The 15,994-nt window shown below is 39.8% G+C and carries 14 protein-coding genes; 7 read left to right on the forward strand and 7 right to left on the reverse strand.

Features of this window, described 5'->3' with window-relative positions:
- The first annotated feature begins 280 nt into the window (after window positions 1-280).
- Entirely contained in the window at window positions 281-1,498 is a 1,218-nt protein-coding gene (locus WFH04_RS08530) for a CynX/NimT family MFS transporter (protein ID WP_336823627.1), read from the forward strand.
- A gap of 95 nt (window positions 1,499-1,593) precedes the next feature.
- Window positions 1,594-2,547 carry a stalk domain-containing protein gene (locus WFH04_RS08535; RefSeq protein WP_336823628.1) on the forward strand — a complete coding sequence of 318 codons (954 nt, stop codon included), beginning with the start codon at window positions 1,594-1,596 and terminating at the stop codon, window positions 2,545-2,547.
- A gap of 85 nt (window positions 2,548-2,632) precedes the next feature.
- Here WFH04_RS08535 and WFH04_RS08540 read toward each other — a convergent pair whose 3' ends face one another.
- Window positions 2,633-3,064: a hypothetical protein gene (locus tag WFH04_RS08540; protein ID WP_336823629.1), complete on the reverse strand. Its 432-nt coding sequence runs from the start codon at window positions 3,062-3,064 to the stop codon at window positions 2,633-2,635.
- Between the two features lie 122 nt (window positions 3,065-3,186).
- Between WFH04_RS08540 and WFH04_RS08545 the strand changes: the two genes are divergently transcribed.
- A complete protein-coding gene (locus tag WFH04_RS08545; protein WP_336823630.1) occupies window positions 3,187-3,471 on the forward strand; it encodes a hypothetical protein in 285 nt (94 codons plus the stop codon).
- Between the two features lie 203 nt (window positions 3,472-3,674).
- Here WFH04_RS08545 and nspC read toward each other — a convergent pair whose 3' ends face one another.
- The 6 genes from nspC to speD are packed head-to-tail and all read right to left on the reverse strand — an operon-like array spanning window position 3,675 to window position 10,054.
- Window positions 3,675-4,811: a carboxynorspermidine decarboxylase gene (nspC, locus tag WFH04_RS08550; RefSeq protein WP_336823643.1), complete on the reverse strand. Its 1,137-nt coding sequence runs from the start codon at window positions 4,809-4,811 to the stop codon at window positions 3,675-3,677.
- A gap of 23 nt (window positions 4,812-4,834) precedes the next feature.
- A complete protein-coding gene (locus WFH04_RS08555; protein WP_336823631.1) occupies window positions 4,835-6,034 on the reverse strand; it encodes a saccharopine dehydrogenase family protein in 1,200 nt (399 codons plus the stop codon).
- Window positions 6,035-6,076: 42 nt separating this feature from the next.
- Window positions 6,077-6,934, reverse strand: a complete 858-nt coding sequence (speB, locus tag WFH04_RS08560) for an agmatinase (protein ID WP_336823632.1) — start codon at window positions 6,932-6,934, stop codon at window positions 6,077-6,079.
- Window positions 6,924-7,775 (reverse strand): polyamine aminopropyltransferase, encoded by an 852-nt coding sequence (gene speE / locus WFH04_RS08565; protein WP_336823633.1) that lies wholly within the window; start codon window positions 7,773-7,775, stop codon window positions 6,924-6,926. The genes speB and speE overlap by 11 nt, the downstream gene beginning before the upstream one ends.
- The gene (locus WFH04_RS08570) at window positions 7,772-9,232 is read right to left on the reverse strand and encodes an aminotransferase class I/II-fold pyridoxal phosphate-dependent enzyme (RefSeq protein ID WP_336823634.1); all 1,461 of its coding nucleotides are present in this window, start codon (window positions 9,230-9,232) and stop codon (window positions 7,772-7,774) included. Before WFH04_RS08570 ends, speE begins: the two co-directional genes overlap by 4 nt.
- 9 nt (window positions 9,233-9,241) lie before the next feature.
- Complete coding sequence (gene speD, locus WFH04_RS08575; RefSeq protein WP_336823635.1) at window positions 9,242-10,054, reverse strand: adenosylmethionine decarboxylase; 813 nt, start codon at window positions 10,052-10,054, stop codon at window positions 9,242-9,244.
- A gap of 560 nt (window positions 10,055-10,614) precedes the next feature.
- Between speD and WFH04_RS08580 the strand changes: the two genes are divergently transcribed.
- The 4 genes from WFH04_RS08580 to WFH04_RS08595 all read left to right on the forward strand — a co-directional run bounded on the left by WFH04_RS08580 (window position 10,615) and on the right by WFH04_RS08595 (window position 15,873).
- The gene (locus WFH04_RS08580) at window positions 10,615-11,040 is read left to right on the forward strand and encodes a DUF1801 domain-containing protein (protein ID WP_336823636.1); all 426 of its coding nucleotides are present in this window, start codon (window positions 10,615-10,617) and stop codon (window positions 11,038-11,040) included.
- A gap of 253 nt (window positions 11,041-11,293) precedes the next feature.
- A complete protein-coding gene (locus WFH04_RS08585) occupies window positions 11,294-13,189 on the forward strand; it encodes a PrkA family serine protein kinase (RefSeq protein WP_336823637.1) in 1,896 nt (631 codons plus the stop codon).
- Between the two features lie 120 nt (window positions 13,190-13,309).
- Entirely contained in the window at window positions 13,310-14,473 is a 1,164-nt protein-coding gene (gene yhbH / locus WFH04_RS08590) for a sporulation protein YhbH (RefSeq protein WP_336823638.1), read from the forward strand.
- Window positions 14,473-15,873, forward strand: coding sequence for a SpoVR family protein (locus WFH04_RS08595; RefSeq protein ID WP_336823644.1), 1,401 nt, complete (start codon window positions 14,473-14,475; stop codon window positions 15,871-15,873). Before yhbH ends, WFH04_RS08595 begins: the two co-directional genes overlap by 1 nt.
- Window positions 15,874-15,994 lie beyond the last annotated feature (121 nt).

The raw sequence follows: 15,994 nt of genomic DNA on the forward strand, positions 1-15,994 counted from the left end.
TACTATGTTAAAATGGAAGGCATAGACAAACACAAAAAGATGAACAGTAAATTGACTGTCCGAAAAGGAATCTCTATGATATGCTCGTTAAATGTTAGAGATCGTTTTAGTAGAATCTATAGCTTTCAAAAGACTTACGAATATTTTACACGATGAAGTTTTTACTAAGATTGAGTTTTGGGCTGTCAGATGGAAGTGATTGTGTTTGATAGGGTGATCAAACTATGCTGAAGGACAAAACAAGGTCAAGGTACCATTCAATCAACAAGGAGACGATTATGTGGAACGACAAAACAATACATTTACATCAAGAAAAATTCCGTGGTCAAGTAAGATCATCCTTTTAATTGCAGGGATTATTTTTATTGCCTCGACGTTGCGCTCACCATTAACATCGGTAGGGCCAATTATCGCTCCTATTCGTGACGGGTTGGGCATGTCAAATGTACTTGCCGGATTTTTGACGACAATTCCTTTATTAGCTTTCGCACTGATTTCACCTTTTGCTCCAAAGCTTTCGAAACGGTTTGGAATGGAGCTGACATTATTCTTATCTCTTTGTGTTTTAACAGTTGGCATTATCGTCCGTTCCATTGGTTCGTTGCCTTTCATGCTAATCGGAACATTTATGATCGGCATTGCAATTGCGTTTGGCAATGTGCTGCTGCCGGGATTGTTAAAGCTGAATTTTCCTTTACATATCGGATTGATGACAGGAATCTATTCGATATCCATGAACATTTCAGCAACGATCGCTTCTGGAATTAGTGTGCCGATTGTTGAAAAGACATCATTCGGCTGGCAAGGAGCATTAGGCATTTGGGCAATCCTATCATTGATCGCTATATTGTTCTGGCTTCCTCAATTAAAAAGGAATACATCCCAAAAGCAATTGGACGTTCAACGCAAAGAGGAGAAAGAAGTATCACTTTGGCGTTCACCGCTTGCGTGGGCAGTCACTTTTTTCATGGGACTGCAATCATTGCTCTTTTATACGACTTCAGCATGGCTCCCAGAGGTAATGGGAGGGGCGGGGATGGACGCACAAAAAGCTGGCTTAATGATTTCCTTATTACAGCTATCTCAATTGCCGATGACGTTCATCATACCAATTATTTCAAGTAAATTGAAAGATCAGCGAGTCATTGTAATCGGTACAACACTGTTATATTTCATCGGCTACATCGGAGTTATGTTCAGCAATGCCGCCCTATTTCCTGTATGGATGATTGCAATTGGCATCGCTGGCGGTTCGTCATTCGGACTTGCGATGATGTTTTTTACTTTACGGACAAACACCCATATCGAGGCAGCTGAATTATCTGGCATGGCACAATCGATCGGTTATTTATTAGCTGCAATCGGACCGGTTCTATTCGGCCTTTTACATGATGTTACTTCAAATTGGACAAGCTCTATGATAATCTTCATCATTGCATCCCTCTTTATTTTTGTGAGTGGAATGAAGGCAGGAGCAGACAGAAAAGTGGTCAATTAATCAATGAATCTTGTACGAGTTAAAATTTTATTGTAACTTTAACTATAGATTTCCGTCTCATTCTATGAAACTGTTTATATGAAGGAGAGATTTACATGAGAAAATTTGGCACAATCACAATGGCCGCATTATTGGCGGGAACGACAGTCGCAGCCTACACGGTAAATGCTGAAGAACAAGTGAATGATGAAAAGCATGCCGACGCATCAATGTTTTTGAGTGCCGGAGGGACGATTGAGAAAATTGAAACGCGTGATAAGGATTTGATGGTCACTGTAGTCGGAGATGAAGAAATAATCACCAACTTCCGCATCAATGAAGATACATTGTTGTTCAACACAAATACAACCGATGCTATGAAAGCCTCTGACCTTAAGGAAGGCATGCATGTTGAAGGTTTCTATGATAAAAACAAGCCGATGATTATGATCTATCCGCCTCAACCGACTCCGGAACTTTTCTTCGTCAGCGATGAAAAAGAAATAGGCTCCGTGAAAGTCGGCAAGTTTGACGAGGACTATTTAAGTTATGATAAGGAATTGAAATTGAATATTGGTGATCAAACCATCATTGAAAATCAACAAGGTGAGAAAATTGGCAAAGAAGAGCTTAAAGACAATGAATTGATCGTATTCTATTCGGTGACGACTAAAAGTTTGCCGCCACAAACATCACCGAATAAAATCATCGTATTAAACGAAATGAAAGAAGATGCTGCAGAAAAGCCGGATGAGGGTTCAGATTCCGATTCAAGCGAAATGGAAGCTGTACAGACAATCATTGAAAACGACCATCACATGAAGGATGGCGTAAAAATGATACCGTTGCGAAAAGTGGCAGAAGAATTAGGTTATCGCGTTGAATCTCAGCCTAAGTTGAATGGAGCACTTATAACAAAAGGAAACCGTTCATTTACGATTACTCGTGGAGAAAAAATGTACGGATTCAATAAAAGCGTTAGGCAATTCCAAGTTGCTCCGGAATTGCTTGAGAAAAATAAAACATACGTATCTGAAGATTTCTTAGTCCTGCTAATGGGTGACAATTAATTAAATAATAAAAACCCCGAAACGATGGGACGGCTTGCAATGCAAGCTGCGTTTCGGGGTTTTTCAATAATTTACCATTGAATAATTAAATCGTTCCGTTAAATAATAGACCGTCTCCCTCTAATTGGATAATTTTTAAATGGCGGCTATTTTTAATGTAAATACTCTTGTAGATCTCTACCGAATTTTGATCTTTAAAAAGGATAACTCTTTTATTTTGATTATCTGTCAAGATTTCAGATGTAAGTTGATCTGCATCGATCGTTTCCTCAATTTTATTATATTCCTCATAGGATGATAGGACAGGATCATCTTGATTTTCGATCGTTTCTGTTTCGTTTCCTTCAACTACCTTGCTGTCATCTGTATCATTTTCTTCGACGACGTTGTTGCCTTCTGTTTGCTGTTCTTCAACACTATTTTCTACGATAGGCGACTCGTTAGACTGTTCGTTTTCCTTTGAAGCACAGCCAGAAAGAATGAGAAGTCCAATCGCTAGTATGTATACCTTTTTCATTGTTACACCTCTACTATGAATTATTTTGACATAGCGATCTTATATGAAAATAGAATGAGATGCAAATTGTTGAACATGAGCAAGCCAACTCCCATACAATATACAAGAGGATGTGGAGAGCAATGGATGAACAGTTTTGGAATCGGTCGAACAAACCGTACACTTTAGGAGATCTTTTCAAAGGGAAGGATCTCGAAATTGTCACAGCTACTCTTCTCTTATTTGGAAAACTAAAAGTAGATTATGTATCTCTTTTTCGTGAAGAACCAGTTATTGCTGTTACGTTGCTTGGTACATTTAAAAAGAATAAAACTGAAAATGAAATGGAGAACTTTTTGAGAGAGAACGGAGCTTTAACGTTAGAGGAAGTCTTCAACGGGATTCTTCAACAAGTGGATATTGATTAGGAGGGGGAAAAATGTCGGAAAGTCCGCAATTTGATGCAAGGCAATTTATTAATAAAGTTTTATTGATCATTTTCCTTCTTTTGCTTATCTTTGGTTCTTCAAATTTGAGAGGTTTATCAAGTGTTTAAGTTTTCAATGGAGCCAAATATGGAAAGAATATTAAAGAGTTGCTTACTCCCTATGGAGCAGGCAACTCTTTAATATTAAGATAAACGTTCCTTGAAATCCTCATAGCCGAATTTTTTAATTACTTTTGGACCGTTTTCTACAGTATTCAATACGATGGATGGCAAATTGACACCGTTAAACGTATTATTTTTCACCATTGAATAGTGAGCCATATCACAGAAAACAAGCTTGTCATTAGGTTTTAGTAGTTCATCGAAAGAATAATCCCCGATGACATCTCCCGCAAGACAAGTCGGACCGCCTAATCGGTAAGTGACCGCTTTTTCATTTGGCATGCCTGCCCCAACAATTTCAGGTCGATAAGGCATTTCTAAGACATCTGGCATATGGCAAGATGCGGAAGTATCCAAAATAGCAATCGGCATGCCATTATGCATCGTGTCTAAAACAGTTGCTACTAAAAATCCGGTATTCAAAGCAACTGCTTCACCTGGCTCTAAATAGACGTCAAGGTCATATTTATTTTTCATGAATTCAATCGATTCAATGAGCGTCTCGATTTTATAGTCAGGTCGGGTAATATGGTGCCCGCCTCCAAAATTGATCCACTTCATATCTTTCAAATACTTGCCGAACTTTGCATCGACAACTTCAATTGTCCGAGCAAGCGTATCCGAATTCTGTTCACACATCGTATGGAAATGAAGCCCACTAATGCCGTCCAATTCATCGGGCTCAAAGTTTTCCAAAGTGACGCCAAATCGGGAAAACGCAAAGCAAGGATTATAAAGATCGACTTCAATTTCCGAGTACTCTGGATTAATGCGAATGCCGCATTCGATCTTTTTAGGGTATCCCTTTACACGATCCTTGAATTTCCTCCATTGATCAAAACTATTGAAAACGATGTGATCCGAATAGGATAGGATTTCATCGAACTCAGCATCCGAAAAAGCGGGGGAGTACGTATGGACTTCTTTTCCCATTTCTTCAAACCCTAATTTCGCTTCCAATAGACCGCTCGATGTTACACCGTTTAAATACTTTCCAATTAGCGGATACACGGAATACATCGAAAAACCTTTCTGTGCCAATAAAATCTTGCAGTTCGTTCGGTCGATTATCGACTTCAATAGCTCCAAGTTTTCAATGAGCAGTTTTTCATCGACAACATAAGAAGGGGAAGGGACAGCAGTCGGATCGAAATTCAATTTCATTTGTCGCATGCCTCCCATTAATCGATTAACTCTGGGTTGAAATCTTCTTGCCAAGGCAAACCGTATTCGTTCAATGCATCCATGAATGGATCCGGATTAAATTCTTCCACGTTATAGACGCCGGGCTTTTTCCATTCGCCTTGCAATAAAAGCATGGCGCCAATCATCGCTGGAACTCCCGTCGTGTAGGAGATTGCTTGCGAACCGACTTCACGGTAGCATTCTTGGTGATCGGAAACATTGTAGACGTAATACGTTTTCTCTTCACCGTCTTTCACGCCTTGGAAAATACAGCCGATATTCGTTTTACCTTTCGTACGAGGTCCAAGGGAAGCCGGATCAGGGAGAACGGCCTTCAAAAATTGCAATGGAACGATTTCTTGTCCTTCGAAATTGATTGGTTCAATCGAAGTCATGCCGACATTTTCAAGCACTTTCAAATGCGTTAAATATTTTTCGGAGAACGTCATCCAGAAACGGATTTTCTTAATGCCTTTAATATTTTGTGCAAGCGATTCCAACTCTTCGTGATAGAGAAGGTAGACATCTTTTGGACCGATTTCGGGAAGATCGTAAACACGTTTTTCGGAAAGCGGCGGAGTTTCGATGAATTCGCCGTTTTCCCAGTAGCGGCCATTTGCCGTAATTTCACGGATATTGATCTCCGGGTTGAAATTCGTTGCGAAAGGATAACCGTGATCACCCGCATTCGCATCGACGATATCGATCTGGTGGATTTCATCGAAATAATGCTTTTGCGCATAAGCGGAGAAGACGCCCGTTACGCCTGGGTCGAATCCGCAGCCAAGAATTGCGGTAAGGCCGGCTTCCTCGAATTTTTCGCGATATGCCCATTGCCATTTATATTCAAATTTTGCTGTATCGAGAGGCTCATAGTTTGCTGTATCTAAATAATGCACACCTGTAGCAAGACAAGCGTCCATAATTGTCAAGTCTTGGTAAGGCAATGCAACGTTGATGACGATGTCAGGTTTGAATGAATTGATTAGTTCTACCAAATCATCTACATTGTCTGCATCGACTTGTGCGGTTTGGATTTTTGTTTTTCCGCCATCTAACTTTTCCTTCAATGCATCACATTTGGACTTTGTCCGGCTCGCAATGCAAATTTCTTCAAACACATCAGGCACTTGTACACATTTATGCACAACAACACTTGCTACTCCACCTGCTCCAATGATTAACGCTTTACCCAATGAAAACACCCCCAAATAGTAATAGACATTCCAAAAGCAAAATCATGCACTCGGATGTATTGATAACAATAATTCTCGTAAAACTTTACATGCAACCGCTGTAGACACACCACTTTGGTCATAGATCGGCGACAGTTCATTTACATCGCAACCAACAACTTGCAAATCGCTTACCGTTAAAATGGCTTGCAATAAATCCATAAAACTGACGCCACCCGCTTCTGGTGTTCCTGTGCCAGGAAAGACGGAAGGATCTAAAACATCTAAATCGATCGTCAAGTAGACAGGTTTTCCTTTTAGGCGTTCTACGATATCTTCTAACCCATCAAAATTAAATTTGTTTGTGAAAACATGGTCTTTGCCCCATAGAAATTCTGAACGATCACCTGACCGGATGCCAAATTGGAAGATTTTTTCGTCCCCGACAATGTCCCAAACTCGGTGAATAACCGTTGCATGGGAAAGCTTTTCATCTAAATAGTCGTCACGCAAATCTGCATGTGCATCGAATTGAATAATATGCAAATCAGGATACATGTCTGCAACTGCTCGCACGGCGCCTAATGTTACTAAATGTTCGCCGCCGATCATACAAGGAATTTTCCCGTCTTGAACGACCTGCTTCGTATAGGTTTCAATCTGATGCAATGCTTTTTCTGTATTGCCGAAACTTAATTCCAAATCACCGCCATCATAAACGGCAATATCTTCAAGATCTTTGTTTTGATACGGACTATACGTTTCAATTCCGAATGACTCACTTCGCATGGCCTTGCTCGCAAACCGGGTGCCAGGGCGGAAAGATGTCGTAGAATCGAAAGGGGCACCAAATATGACGATGTTCGATTCATCGTACTCTTGATCGCAGCCGATAAATGTTTCGATATTTTTATTCAGCATCTTTCAAAAGCTCCTTTACATAGTTAGGCAAAGCGAATGCCCCTACGTGAATATCCGTGTTGTAATATTTTGTTTGTATTCCGAGTTCATTCCAAGCTTCCGCTTTCAAATCCGATACTGGGTCATATTTTTTTGAAGCGAATCCAAAAAGCCAATGTCCTGAAGGATATGTCGGTATATGCACTTGATATACGCTGCAAATAGGGAAGAACCCAAGGATACGTCTGTGAGCTCGTTGCATGCCCAAAGCGTCTTCCGTATAGAAGGGGCTTTCGTGTTGATTGACTAAAATACCGTCTTCAGTTAAGGCTTTGTAGCAATTTCCGTAAAACTCTTTCGTAAAAAGGCCTTCGCCTGGACCAAAAGGGTCTGTTGAATCGACGATAATTAAATCATACTCATTTTCCTTGGACCGTACGTATTTCAAACCATCCTCGTAATGCAAATGGACACGCGGGTCGTCCAATTTTGCTGCTGTTTGAGGTATATACTTTTTGCAAACTTCGACGACTAACTGGTCGATTTCAACCATGTCAATCTGTTCAATTGTTTCATATCTTGTCAGCTCGCGAATCGTTCCACCATCACCAGCACCAATTACTAACACTTTTTTGATATTCGGGTTCGTCGCCATCGGAACGTGGGTAATCATATCATGGTAAATGAATTCATCTTTTTCAGTTACCATTACATAGCCGTCCAATGTAAGCACTTTACCGAACTCCGTTGTTTGGAAGACATCAATTTTTTGGAACTCACTTTTCCCGGTATAAAGATGTTCATCTATCCTCATAGAGAACCGGACATTCGGTGAGTGATCTTCTGTATACCAAAGATTCATTGCTCCGACTCCTTCAACACATTGATATATTCAATATTGCTATCTTCCGTCCCTGTCATAAAGCTTCCTTTATCTTTGCAGTATTGTATATACGATAAAATCTCTTTCGTAATCATTTCACCTGGTGCCAAAATTGGAATGCCCGGCGGATAGGCCATGACAAATTCACTTGCAATTCGTCCTGCACTATCATGGATCGGCAACTTTTCTTTCGGTGCATAGAAAGCAGCTTGTGGAGTTGCAACGACTTGAGGTGTAATGTATTCATGATCGAATAAACCGCTTTTGTCTTTTTGATAGCGACGCTTTATTTCTGCAAGAGCAGAAACTAAACGCTCCAAATCCAAGCGTCGATCACCGACCGAAATGTATGCTAACAAATTGCCGATATCTCCAAACTCAATTTGAATCTCATATTCATCCCTCAAAATATCATAAACTTCTACACCTGCGAGACCGATATTTAGCGTATGGACGGACAGTTTTGTTATATCGAAATCATAGATTGTATCCCCGTTGCATAACTCTTTTGAAAATGCGTAATAACCGCCGATCTTATTGATTTCATCCCTCGTATATTGCGCCATTTCAGCCACTTTCCGAAAGATTTCTTGACCGTTCAAAGATAAATTTTTCCGTGAAATATCAAGGGAGGAGAGCAGCAAATATGATCCACTAGTCGTTTGGGTCAAATTGATAATTTGGCGAGTATAACCTTCGCTTATTTCATTATTAATGAGTAAAAATGAGCTTTGTGTTAAGGAGCCCCCGGATTTATGCATGCTGACGGAAGCCATATCTGCACCCGCTGCCATAGCAGAAATCGGCAAAGCATCATTAAAGTAAAAATGTGTACCGTGTGCTTCGTCTACTAACACTAACATGCCATGTTCATGGGCAAGCTCTGTCAATGCTTTTAAGTTGGAACAAATTCCGTAATATGTCGGGTTGTTAATTAAAATCGCTTTCGCATCGGGATGATCAAGGATCGCCTGTTTCACATCTTCAACTGCCATCCCTAAAGGAATGCCCAATTCACGATTCACGCCCGGGTTTACATATACTGGGACGGCTCCGCTCAAAATTAGAGCGTTGATCGCACTGCGGTGCACATTGCGCGGCATGATAATTTTCTCTCCCGCTTTGCATGCAGTCATAACCATTGATTGGACGGCGGACGTTGTGCCATTCACCATGAAAAAAGCATGCTTTGCTCCAAAAGCTTCAGCTGCTAGTTGTTCAGCCTCTCGAATGACGGATACAGGGTGGCACAAATTATCCAAAGGCTTCATGGAGTTAACATCGACCGCCATCGCCTTTTCGCCTAAAAAAGCGGTCAGTTCCTCGTTGCCTCGACCTCGTTTATGGCCAGGAACATCGAAGGGAACGACACGCATTTGTTTAAAATTGTTAAGTGCCTCCATAATAGGGGCTTTATGTTGTGAAAGATTTTTCATGACAAACGCTCACTCTTCGTATATATTGGAACCGCTAAAAATTTCAATCATCTCTTTGCGCAAATTATTCGTGATGCGTAGCCTTTCCTTAGGAGGAATTTCGTACACATCTGTATTGAATAAATAATTTTGCAAATTGATGTCTTTAATTAGCAGTTTTGTATGAAAAATATTGGATTGATAAACATTTACATCGATTGCATCGTATTTTTGCAATGTTTCCTGATCGATATAATCTTGAATCGACGTCATTTTATGGTCAATAAATAATTTTTTCCCTTTATCGTCTCGCGTAAAACCACGCACACGATAATCAGTCGTTATAATATCCGAATCAAAGCTGCCGATGAGATAATCTAAAGCATTCAACGGAGAGATTTCCCCGCATGTTGAAACTTCAATATCAACGCGAAACGTAGCGATCGAATTATCTGGATGGTACTCAGGGTACGTATGGACGGTGACATGGCTTTTATCCAAATGCCCGACGACAGAATCGCGAGTTTTCAATATTTCGATTTCTCCGCGGTTACACGATTCATCAATCAATGCAACTGGCAGCGTTTCTTCCGTAATAAGTATGGTGACACTTGCCCCTTGAGGGTCATAATCTTGCTTGCTGACATTTAAAACATGGGCGCCGATAATTTCTGTTACATCGTACAAAATATTCGTCAATCGTTCCGAATTATATTGCTCATCGATATAGGCGATGTAATCTTTTTGCTCTCGCTCACTTTTTGCATAGCTCACATCATAAATGTTGAAGCTAAGTGTCTTTGTGAGGTTGTTAAAGCCGTATAACTTCAGCTTATTGTCCAACCCTAACACCACTCCTTTTAAGGTATCGTCTAGCTTTAGGCTGCAGTCGAAAGCAGCGCTCCGACAGTCAAGCAAAGCACTAAAGCGCCTAACTCTACTAACTGCATCCCAACACTTTTGGTGTAAAATCAATCTAATTATAAAGTAAAAAAATCCCTAGTCAAGATAATTTAAAATAGAAATTATTGTAGCTTTATACGTTATAATAATTGTAACACAATATCAAGTAATAGAATCATTCAGATAACTGAGAGTAGATCTAAAATCTTCCGTTTCGTCAATGATCAACAATGCTTTGGAGTCCATATAACTTTTAAGTTACAAGTTAGGCGCAATAAAGCTGTATGAATACGATAAGGGCATAGATTGAATGCATCAATAGTTTCAAAAATGATCACGCTACATAAGTCGCATTAAGTATACCTAACAATTCTTTTACAGCAGCTTATCGGAAAATCGTCGATTGTTTTCTCAGTGCATAGCTATTCAAACGTTCTATAATGTTCATCATACATTGTTTATATGCAAAACGTTCAAATTTTACAAAGGAGTGAAGTGAAATGTACGAGCAAAAGACGAAAGAAACAGATGATAGTGTTGTCGAGTTTATTGAAGCTATTGAAAGCAAGAAAAAGAAAGAGGATGCGTATAGGCTCCTTGATATTTTTACTGAAGAGACAGGTTATGAAGCAAAAATGTGGGGGCCGAGCATTATCGGTTTCGGTTCTTATCATTATGTTTATAAAACCGGACATGAAGGGGATGCCCCGTTAGTCGGTTTTTCACCGCGCAAAGCGAAAATCAGCCTTTATTTTGCAACAGGAGACCAAGAAAGAGAAACTTTGTTAAAGGATTTTGGAAAACATACTTCTGGGAAATCATGTGTTTATATTAATAAGGTCGATGATATTGATATAGATATTTTAAAGAAATTGATCCATCAATCTGTTGCGTTTTTGAAAAAATTGTATCCTGCCAGTGAATAAGAGCCCTACAAAAGCATGTGGAGAGTTTGTACTCTCTATATGCTTTTTTAAGTGAATGTAAAGGATGTTTATACGTTGTTATGTGTTTTACGCGAGTTTTCTGTTTAGCATGTTTTCGTGAATGGTTTGGAAGTGGAAGCTCATGAACGTTTATGGGAATTAGGAAAATAAATGAGCTATTTTTCCAAGCCTCATTTTACCGAGCATTACGGCATACAATAATTGAAACCAGGCCCTGAATGGAGGGAAATGAATGGATATATTGCGGAAAGTCGAACATTTCCGTGAAGAAGAGAACAAGTTGAAATGGGAAGGTACTTTTGCCGATTATTTGCACATTTTAAAAGAACGGAAAGAAGTTGCCCAAACGGCGCATTCAAGAGTGTATGAAATGATTAAAAGCCATGGTATAACGAAGGAAAATGGTTATACAAAGTTCCGTTTTTTTGAAAATGATATTTTTGGACTCGAAGATACGATTGAGCGGCTCGTCAATGAGTATTTTCATCCGGCTGCGAAAAGATTAGATGTGCGAAAGAGGATTTTATTGCTTATGGGACCTGTCAGCGGTGGGAAATCAACGATCGTCACATTATTAAAAGAAGGTTTGGAACGATACTCAAAGACGGAAGAGGGGGCGGTATACGCTATAAAAGGGTGCCCGATGCATGAGGATCCTCTCCATTTAATACCAGAGCATTTACGAGATGATTTTTATGATGAATTTGGGATACGTATTGAAGGAAGTTTATCGCCTTTAAATACGATGAGATTGGAAAAAGAGTATGATGGGAAAATTGAAGATGTCCTCATCGAAAGGATTTTCTTCTCAGAAGATAAGCGTGTTGGCATTGGAACGTTTACACCGTCCGATCCTAAATCGCAAGATATCGCTGATTTAACAGGAAGCATTGATTTCTCCACCATTGCCGAGTATGGATCCGAATCTGACCCGAGAGCGTACCGATTTGACGGAGAATTGAATAAGGCAAACCGTGGGATGATGGAATTTCAAGAAATGCTGAAGTTGGATGAAAAATTTCTTTGGCATTTATTATCGCTAACACAAGAAGGAAATTTCAAAGCCGGTCGTTTTGCGTTAATTAGTGCTGATGAGTTAATTGTCGCACATACGAATGAAACCGAATATCGAGCATTCATTTCGAATAAAAAGAATGAAGCTTTGCACTCACGGATTATCGTGATGCCAATTCCGTATAATTTAAAAGTGAGTCAAGAAGAAAAAATATATGAAAAAATGATTAAGGAAAGTGATATGGCGCATGTGCATATTGCACCGCATGCTTTAAAAGTTGCGGCGATATTTTCAGTATTGACAAGGTTGAAAGTTTCCAAGAAACAAGGGATCGATATTGTAAAAAAGATGAGATTGTATGATGGGGAAAGTGTAGAAGGGTTTAATTCGGCAGACTTAGAGGAGTTAAAACGTGAGTTTCCGAATGAAGGTATGGACGGCATTGATCCACGGTACGTGATCAACAGGATTTCTTCAGCGATTATTCGTAAAGAAGTGGATGCCATTAATGCGCTGGATGTATTGCGTTCTTTGAAAGAGGGGCTTGATCAGCATGCGTCCATTTCAAAGGAAAATAAAGAGGACTATTTAAATTATATTGCCATTGCTCGGAAAGAGTATGACGAGATTGCGAAGAAGGAAGTTCAGAAAGCTTTCGTTTATTCGTATGAAGAATCCGCGAAGACGTTAATGGATAATTATCTTGATAATGTGGAAGCATTTTGCAATAAACATAAATTGAAAGATCCTCTTACGGGTGAAGAAATGAATCCGGATGAAAAATTAATGAGATCGATTGAGGAACAGATTGGCATATCGGAAAATGCGAAGCGGGCGTTTAGGGAAGAGATTTTAATCCGTATTTCGGCATATGCAAGGAAAGGAAAACGCTTTGAATACAACTCACATGAACGGTTAAGAGAGGCGATTCAGAAAAAGCTTTTCGCAGATTTAAAGGATGTCGTTAAAATTACAACGTCTTCCACGACACCAGATGAAACCCATTTGAAAAAGGTCAATGAAGTCGTGGCAAGGTTAATTGATGAGTATGGCTACAATTCTGTTTCTGCGAATGAGCTATTAAAATATGTAGGAAGTCTTTTGAACCGATAGCAAAAAAATTCGCAATTAGACGGTTTTTGAGAATCGCAACAGATAGGTGACAACAGTTCAATAGTGTTCCAGTCCTTGCATATACTATAAAAATGAGTGGACTGGGGTAGGTGAAATGAAATGCAGGATGAATCAATCGAGTCTTTTGTCGTTTCACAGGAAAACTGGTCGCTGCACAGAAAAGGCCACCAAGATCAAAAGCGTCATTTGGAAAAGGTCAAGGAAGCGATCCGGAAAAACCTTCCGGAATTAATTAGTGAAGAAAGTATCGTCATGTCAGATGGCAAGGACGTCATTAAAATTCCGATCCGGTCATTGGATGAATATAAAATTCGTTACAACCATGACAAATCAAAGCATGTAGGGCAAGGCAACGGAGATAGCAAAGTAGGAGATGTCGTTGCAAATGATGGAAAGCCCGGCGCTGGCAACGGAAAACAAGCTGGTGATCAGCCGGGTAATGATTATTATGAGGCAGAAATATCAATTGCTGAGATAGAAGAGACGCTATTTCAGCAGCTTGAACTGCCGAATATGGAGCAGAAAGAACAAGTGGACATCGTGCATGAAGACATCGAATTCAACGATATCCGAAAAAAAGGCCTCATTGGGAATATTGACAAAAAGCGGACGATCATTGCTGCCATTAAAAGGAATGCAATGGAAGGCAGAGCAAATATCATGCCGATTTACAATGATGATCTGCGCTTTAAAACGTGGGATGATGTGCAGAAGCCACACTCAAATGCTGTTGTTCTAATGATGATGGATACAAGTGCCTCAATGGGCAATTTTGAAAAGTATATGGCGAGAAGTTTCTATTATTGGATGACAAGATTTTTGCGGACGAAATATGAACAGGTTGATATTGAGTTCATTGCACATCATACAAAAGCGCAAGTTGTTTCAGAGCAAGATTTCTTTTCGAAAGGGGAAAGCGGAGGAACGATTTGTTCAACCGCTTATGAAAAAGCATTGGAATTGATCAAGAAAAAATACGACCCGTCCCGCTATAATATTTATCCGTTTCATTTTTCTGACGGAGAAAATATGACTTCTGACAATGTGAAATGTATGTCGTTAGTAGAGGAGTTAATGGGACTATGCAATATGTTCGGATATGGGGAAGTGAATGAGCGCGGGCGGTATTCAACATTAATGTCATCTTATAATAAAATCGATAATCCGAAGTTTCGGCATTATGTATTAAGAGAGAACAGGGATGTGTATTATGCACTGAAGGCCTTTTTCCAAAAAAGCATGGAGCTTGGAGGAACGGTATGATGGAACAAATGGCACTGACGAAGGCGATTCAAGAAATCACAGAGATTGCAAAATCTTTCGGGCTAGATTTTTATCCGATGCGCTACGAAATATGCCCTGCTGATATTATTTATACATTTGGAGCCTACGGGATGCCGACACGTTTTTCACATTGGAGTTTTGGGAAGCAATTTCATCGAATGAAGCTCCAATATGATTTAGGATTAAGCCAAATTTATGAATTAGTTATCAATTCGAACCCATGCTATGCATTTTTGCTTGACAGCAATACATTAGTGCAAAACAAGCTCATCATCGCCCACGTATTAGCGCATTGCGATTTCTTTAAAAACAATGTCCGCTTCTCAAATACGAGGCGTGATATGGTTGAAAGCATGACAGCTACAGCCGAACGCATTGTGCAATATGAATTGATCTACGGCAAAGATGAAGTAGAAAAGTTCATCGACGCAGTGCTTGCAATACAGGAGCATATAGATCCCTCCATTATAAGAACGGATCTTGAAGAGGAAGAAGAGCAAACAATAGAAAGAATTGAAAAAAAGAAGACGCCTTACGATGATTTATGGGAGATGGATTATAAGAAAAAAAGCGAGCCATCGTTTGAAAATAAAAGAAAAAAGATTCCTCCCGCACCCGAAAAGGATTTGCTCCTTTTCTTATTGCATCATAGTACAGAGCTCGAGGAGTGGCAACGCGATATTTTAACGATGATTCGTGAGGAAATGCTTTATTTCTGGCCGCAAATGGAAACAAAAATTATGAATGAGGGCTGGGCCACCTATTGGCATCAACGCATTATGCGGGAATTGGATCTGTCATCAGACGAGACGATCGAATACTCAAAGTTAAATGCAAATGTTATTCAGCCTTCTCGCACATCAATTAATCCGTATTATTTGGGGCTAAAGATTTTCGAAGATATTGAGAGGCGCTACGATCATCCGACGGAAGAGATGAAGGAATTCGGAGTAAAACCCGGTTCTGGGAGAGAAAAGATTTTTGAAGTGAGAGAGATGGATTCGGACATTTCATTCATCCGAAACTATTTAACGAAAGAATTAATTCAAAGTGAGGACTTATACGTTTTTGAAAAGAGAGGAAGCCAATATACAATTTCGGATAAAGATTTTGAAGAAGTGAGAAATCGTTTAATCGCGCAGCGGGTAAATGGTGGCTTCCCATATATCGTCGTCCATGATGGGGATTATGTGCGGAATGGTGAATTGTATTTAGTCCATAAATATGAGGAGACGGAATTGGATATCCCTTATTTGGAAAACGTTCTTCCATATATACATCAACTTTGGGGAAGGATTGTCCATCTGGAAACGTATATCGAAAATAAGCAAATCATTTTTTCGTATGACGGCAAAAAAGTGCATCGCCGATATGCTTAAAAAAATGTTCAAGGGGCTGTCCAGAAAGTCAGTGAAAACTGATTTTCTGTGATAGTCCCTTTCTGGTTGGAGAATAAATGGGGAACCCCTGACAACCGTCGCTTTCCGTTCCAGGCGCACG

Origin of the sequence: Sporosarcina sp. USHLN248 (genome assembly GCF_037144575.1) — a bacterium.
In the GTDB taxonomy this organism is placed as follows: Bacteria; Bacillota; Bacilli; order Bacillales_A; family Planococcaceae; genus Sporosarcina; species Sporosarcina contaminans.

Bases quoted from the DNA above. Each gene is read 5' to 3' on its own strand.
- WFH04_RS08580 (WP_336823636.1), top strand. From the start codon at position 10,615: ATGTACGAGCAAAAGACGAAAGAAACAGATGATAGTGTTGTCGAGTTT.
- WFH04_RS08595 (WP_336823644.1), top strand. From the start codon at position 14,473: ATGGAACAAATGGCACTGACGAAGGCGATTCAAGAAATCACAGAGATT.
- speB (WP_336823632.1), bottom strand. From the start codon at position 6,934: ATGCTGAATAAAAATATCGAAACATTTATCGGCTGCGATCAAGAGTAC.
- yhbH (WP_336823638.1), top strand. From the start codon at position 13,310: ATGCAGGATGAATCAATCGAGTCTTTTGTCGTTTCACAGGAAAACTGG.
- WFH04_RS08570 (WP_336823634.1), bottom strand. From the start codon at position 9,232: ATGAAAAATCTTTCACAACATAAAGCCCCTATTATGGAGGCACTTAAC.
- WFH04_RS08545 (WP_336823630.1), top strand. From the start codon at position 3,187: ATGGATGAACAGTTTTGGAATCGGTCGAACAAACCGTACACTTTAGGA.
- WFH04_RS08535 (WP_336823628.1), top strand. From the start codon at position 1,594: ATGAGAAAATTTGGCACAATCACAATGGCCGCATTATTGGCGGGAACG.
- WFH04_RS08540 (WP_336823629.1), bottom strand. From the start codon at position 3,064: ATGAAAAAGGTATACATACTAGCGATTGGACTTCTCATTCTTTCTGGC.
- WFH04_RS08585 (WP_336823637.1), top strand. From the start codon at position 11,294: ATGGATATATTGCGGAAAGTCGAACATTTCCGTGAAGAAGAGAACAAG.
- speE (WP_336823633.1), bottom strand. From the start codon at position 7,775: ATGAATCTTTGGTATACAGAAGATCACTCACCGAATGTCCGGTTCTCT.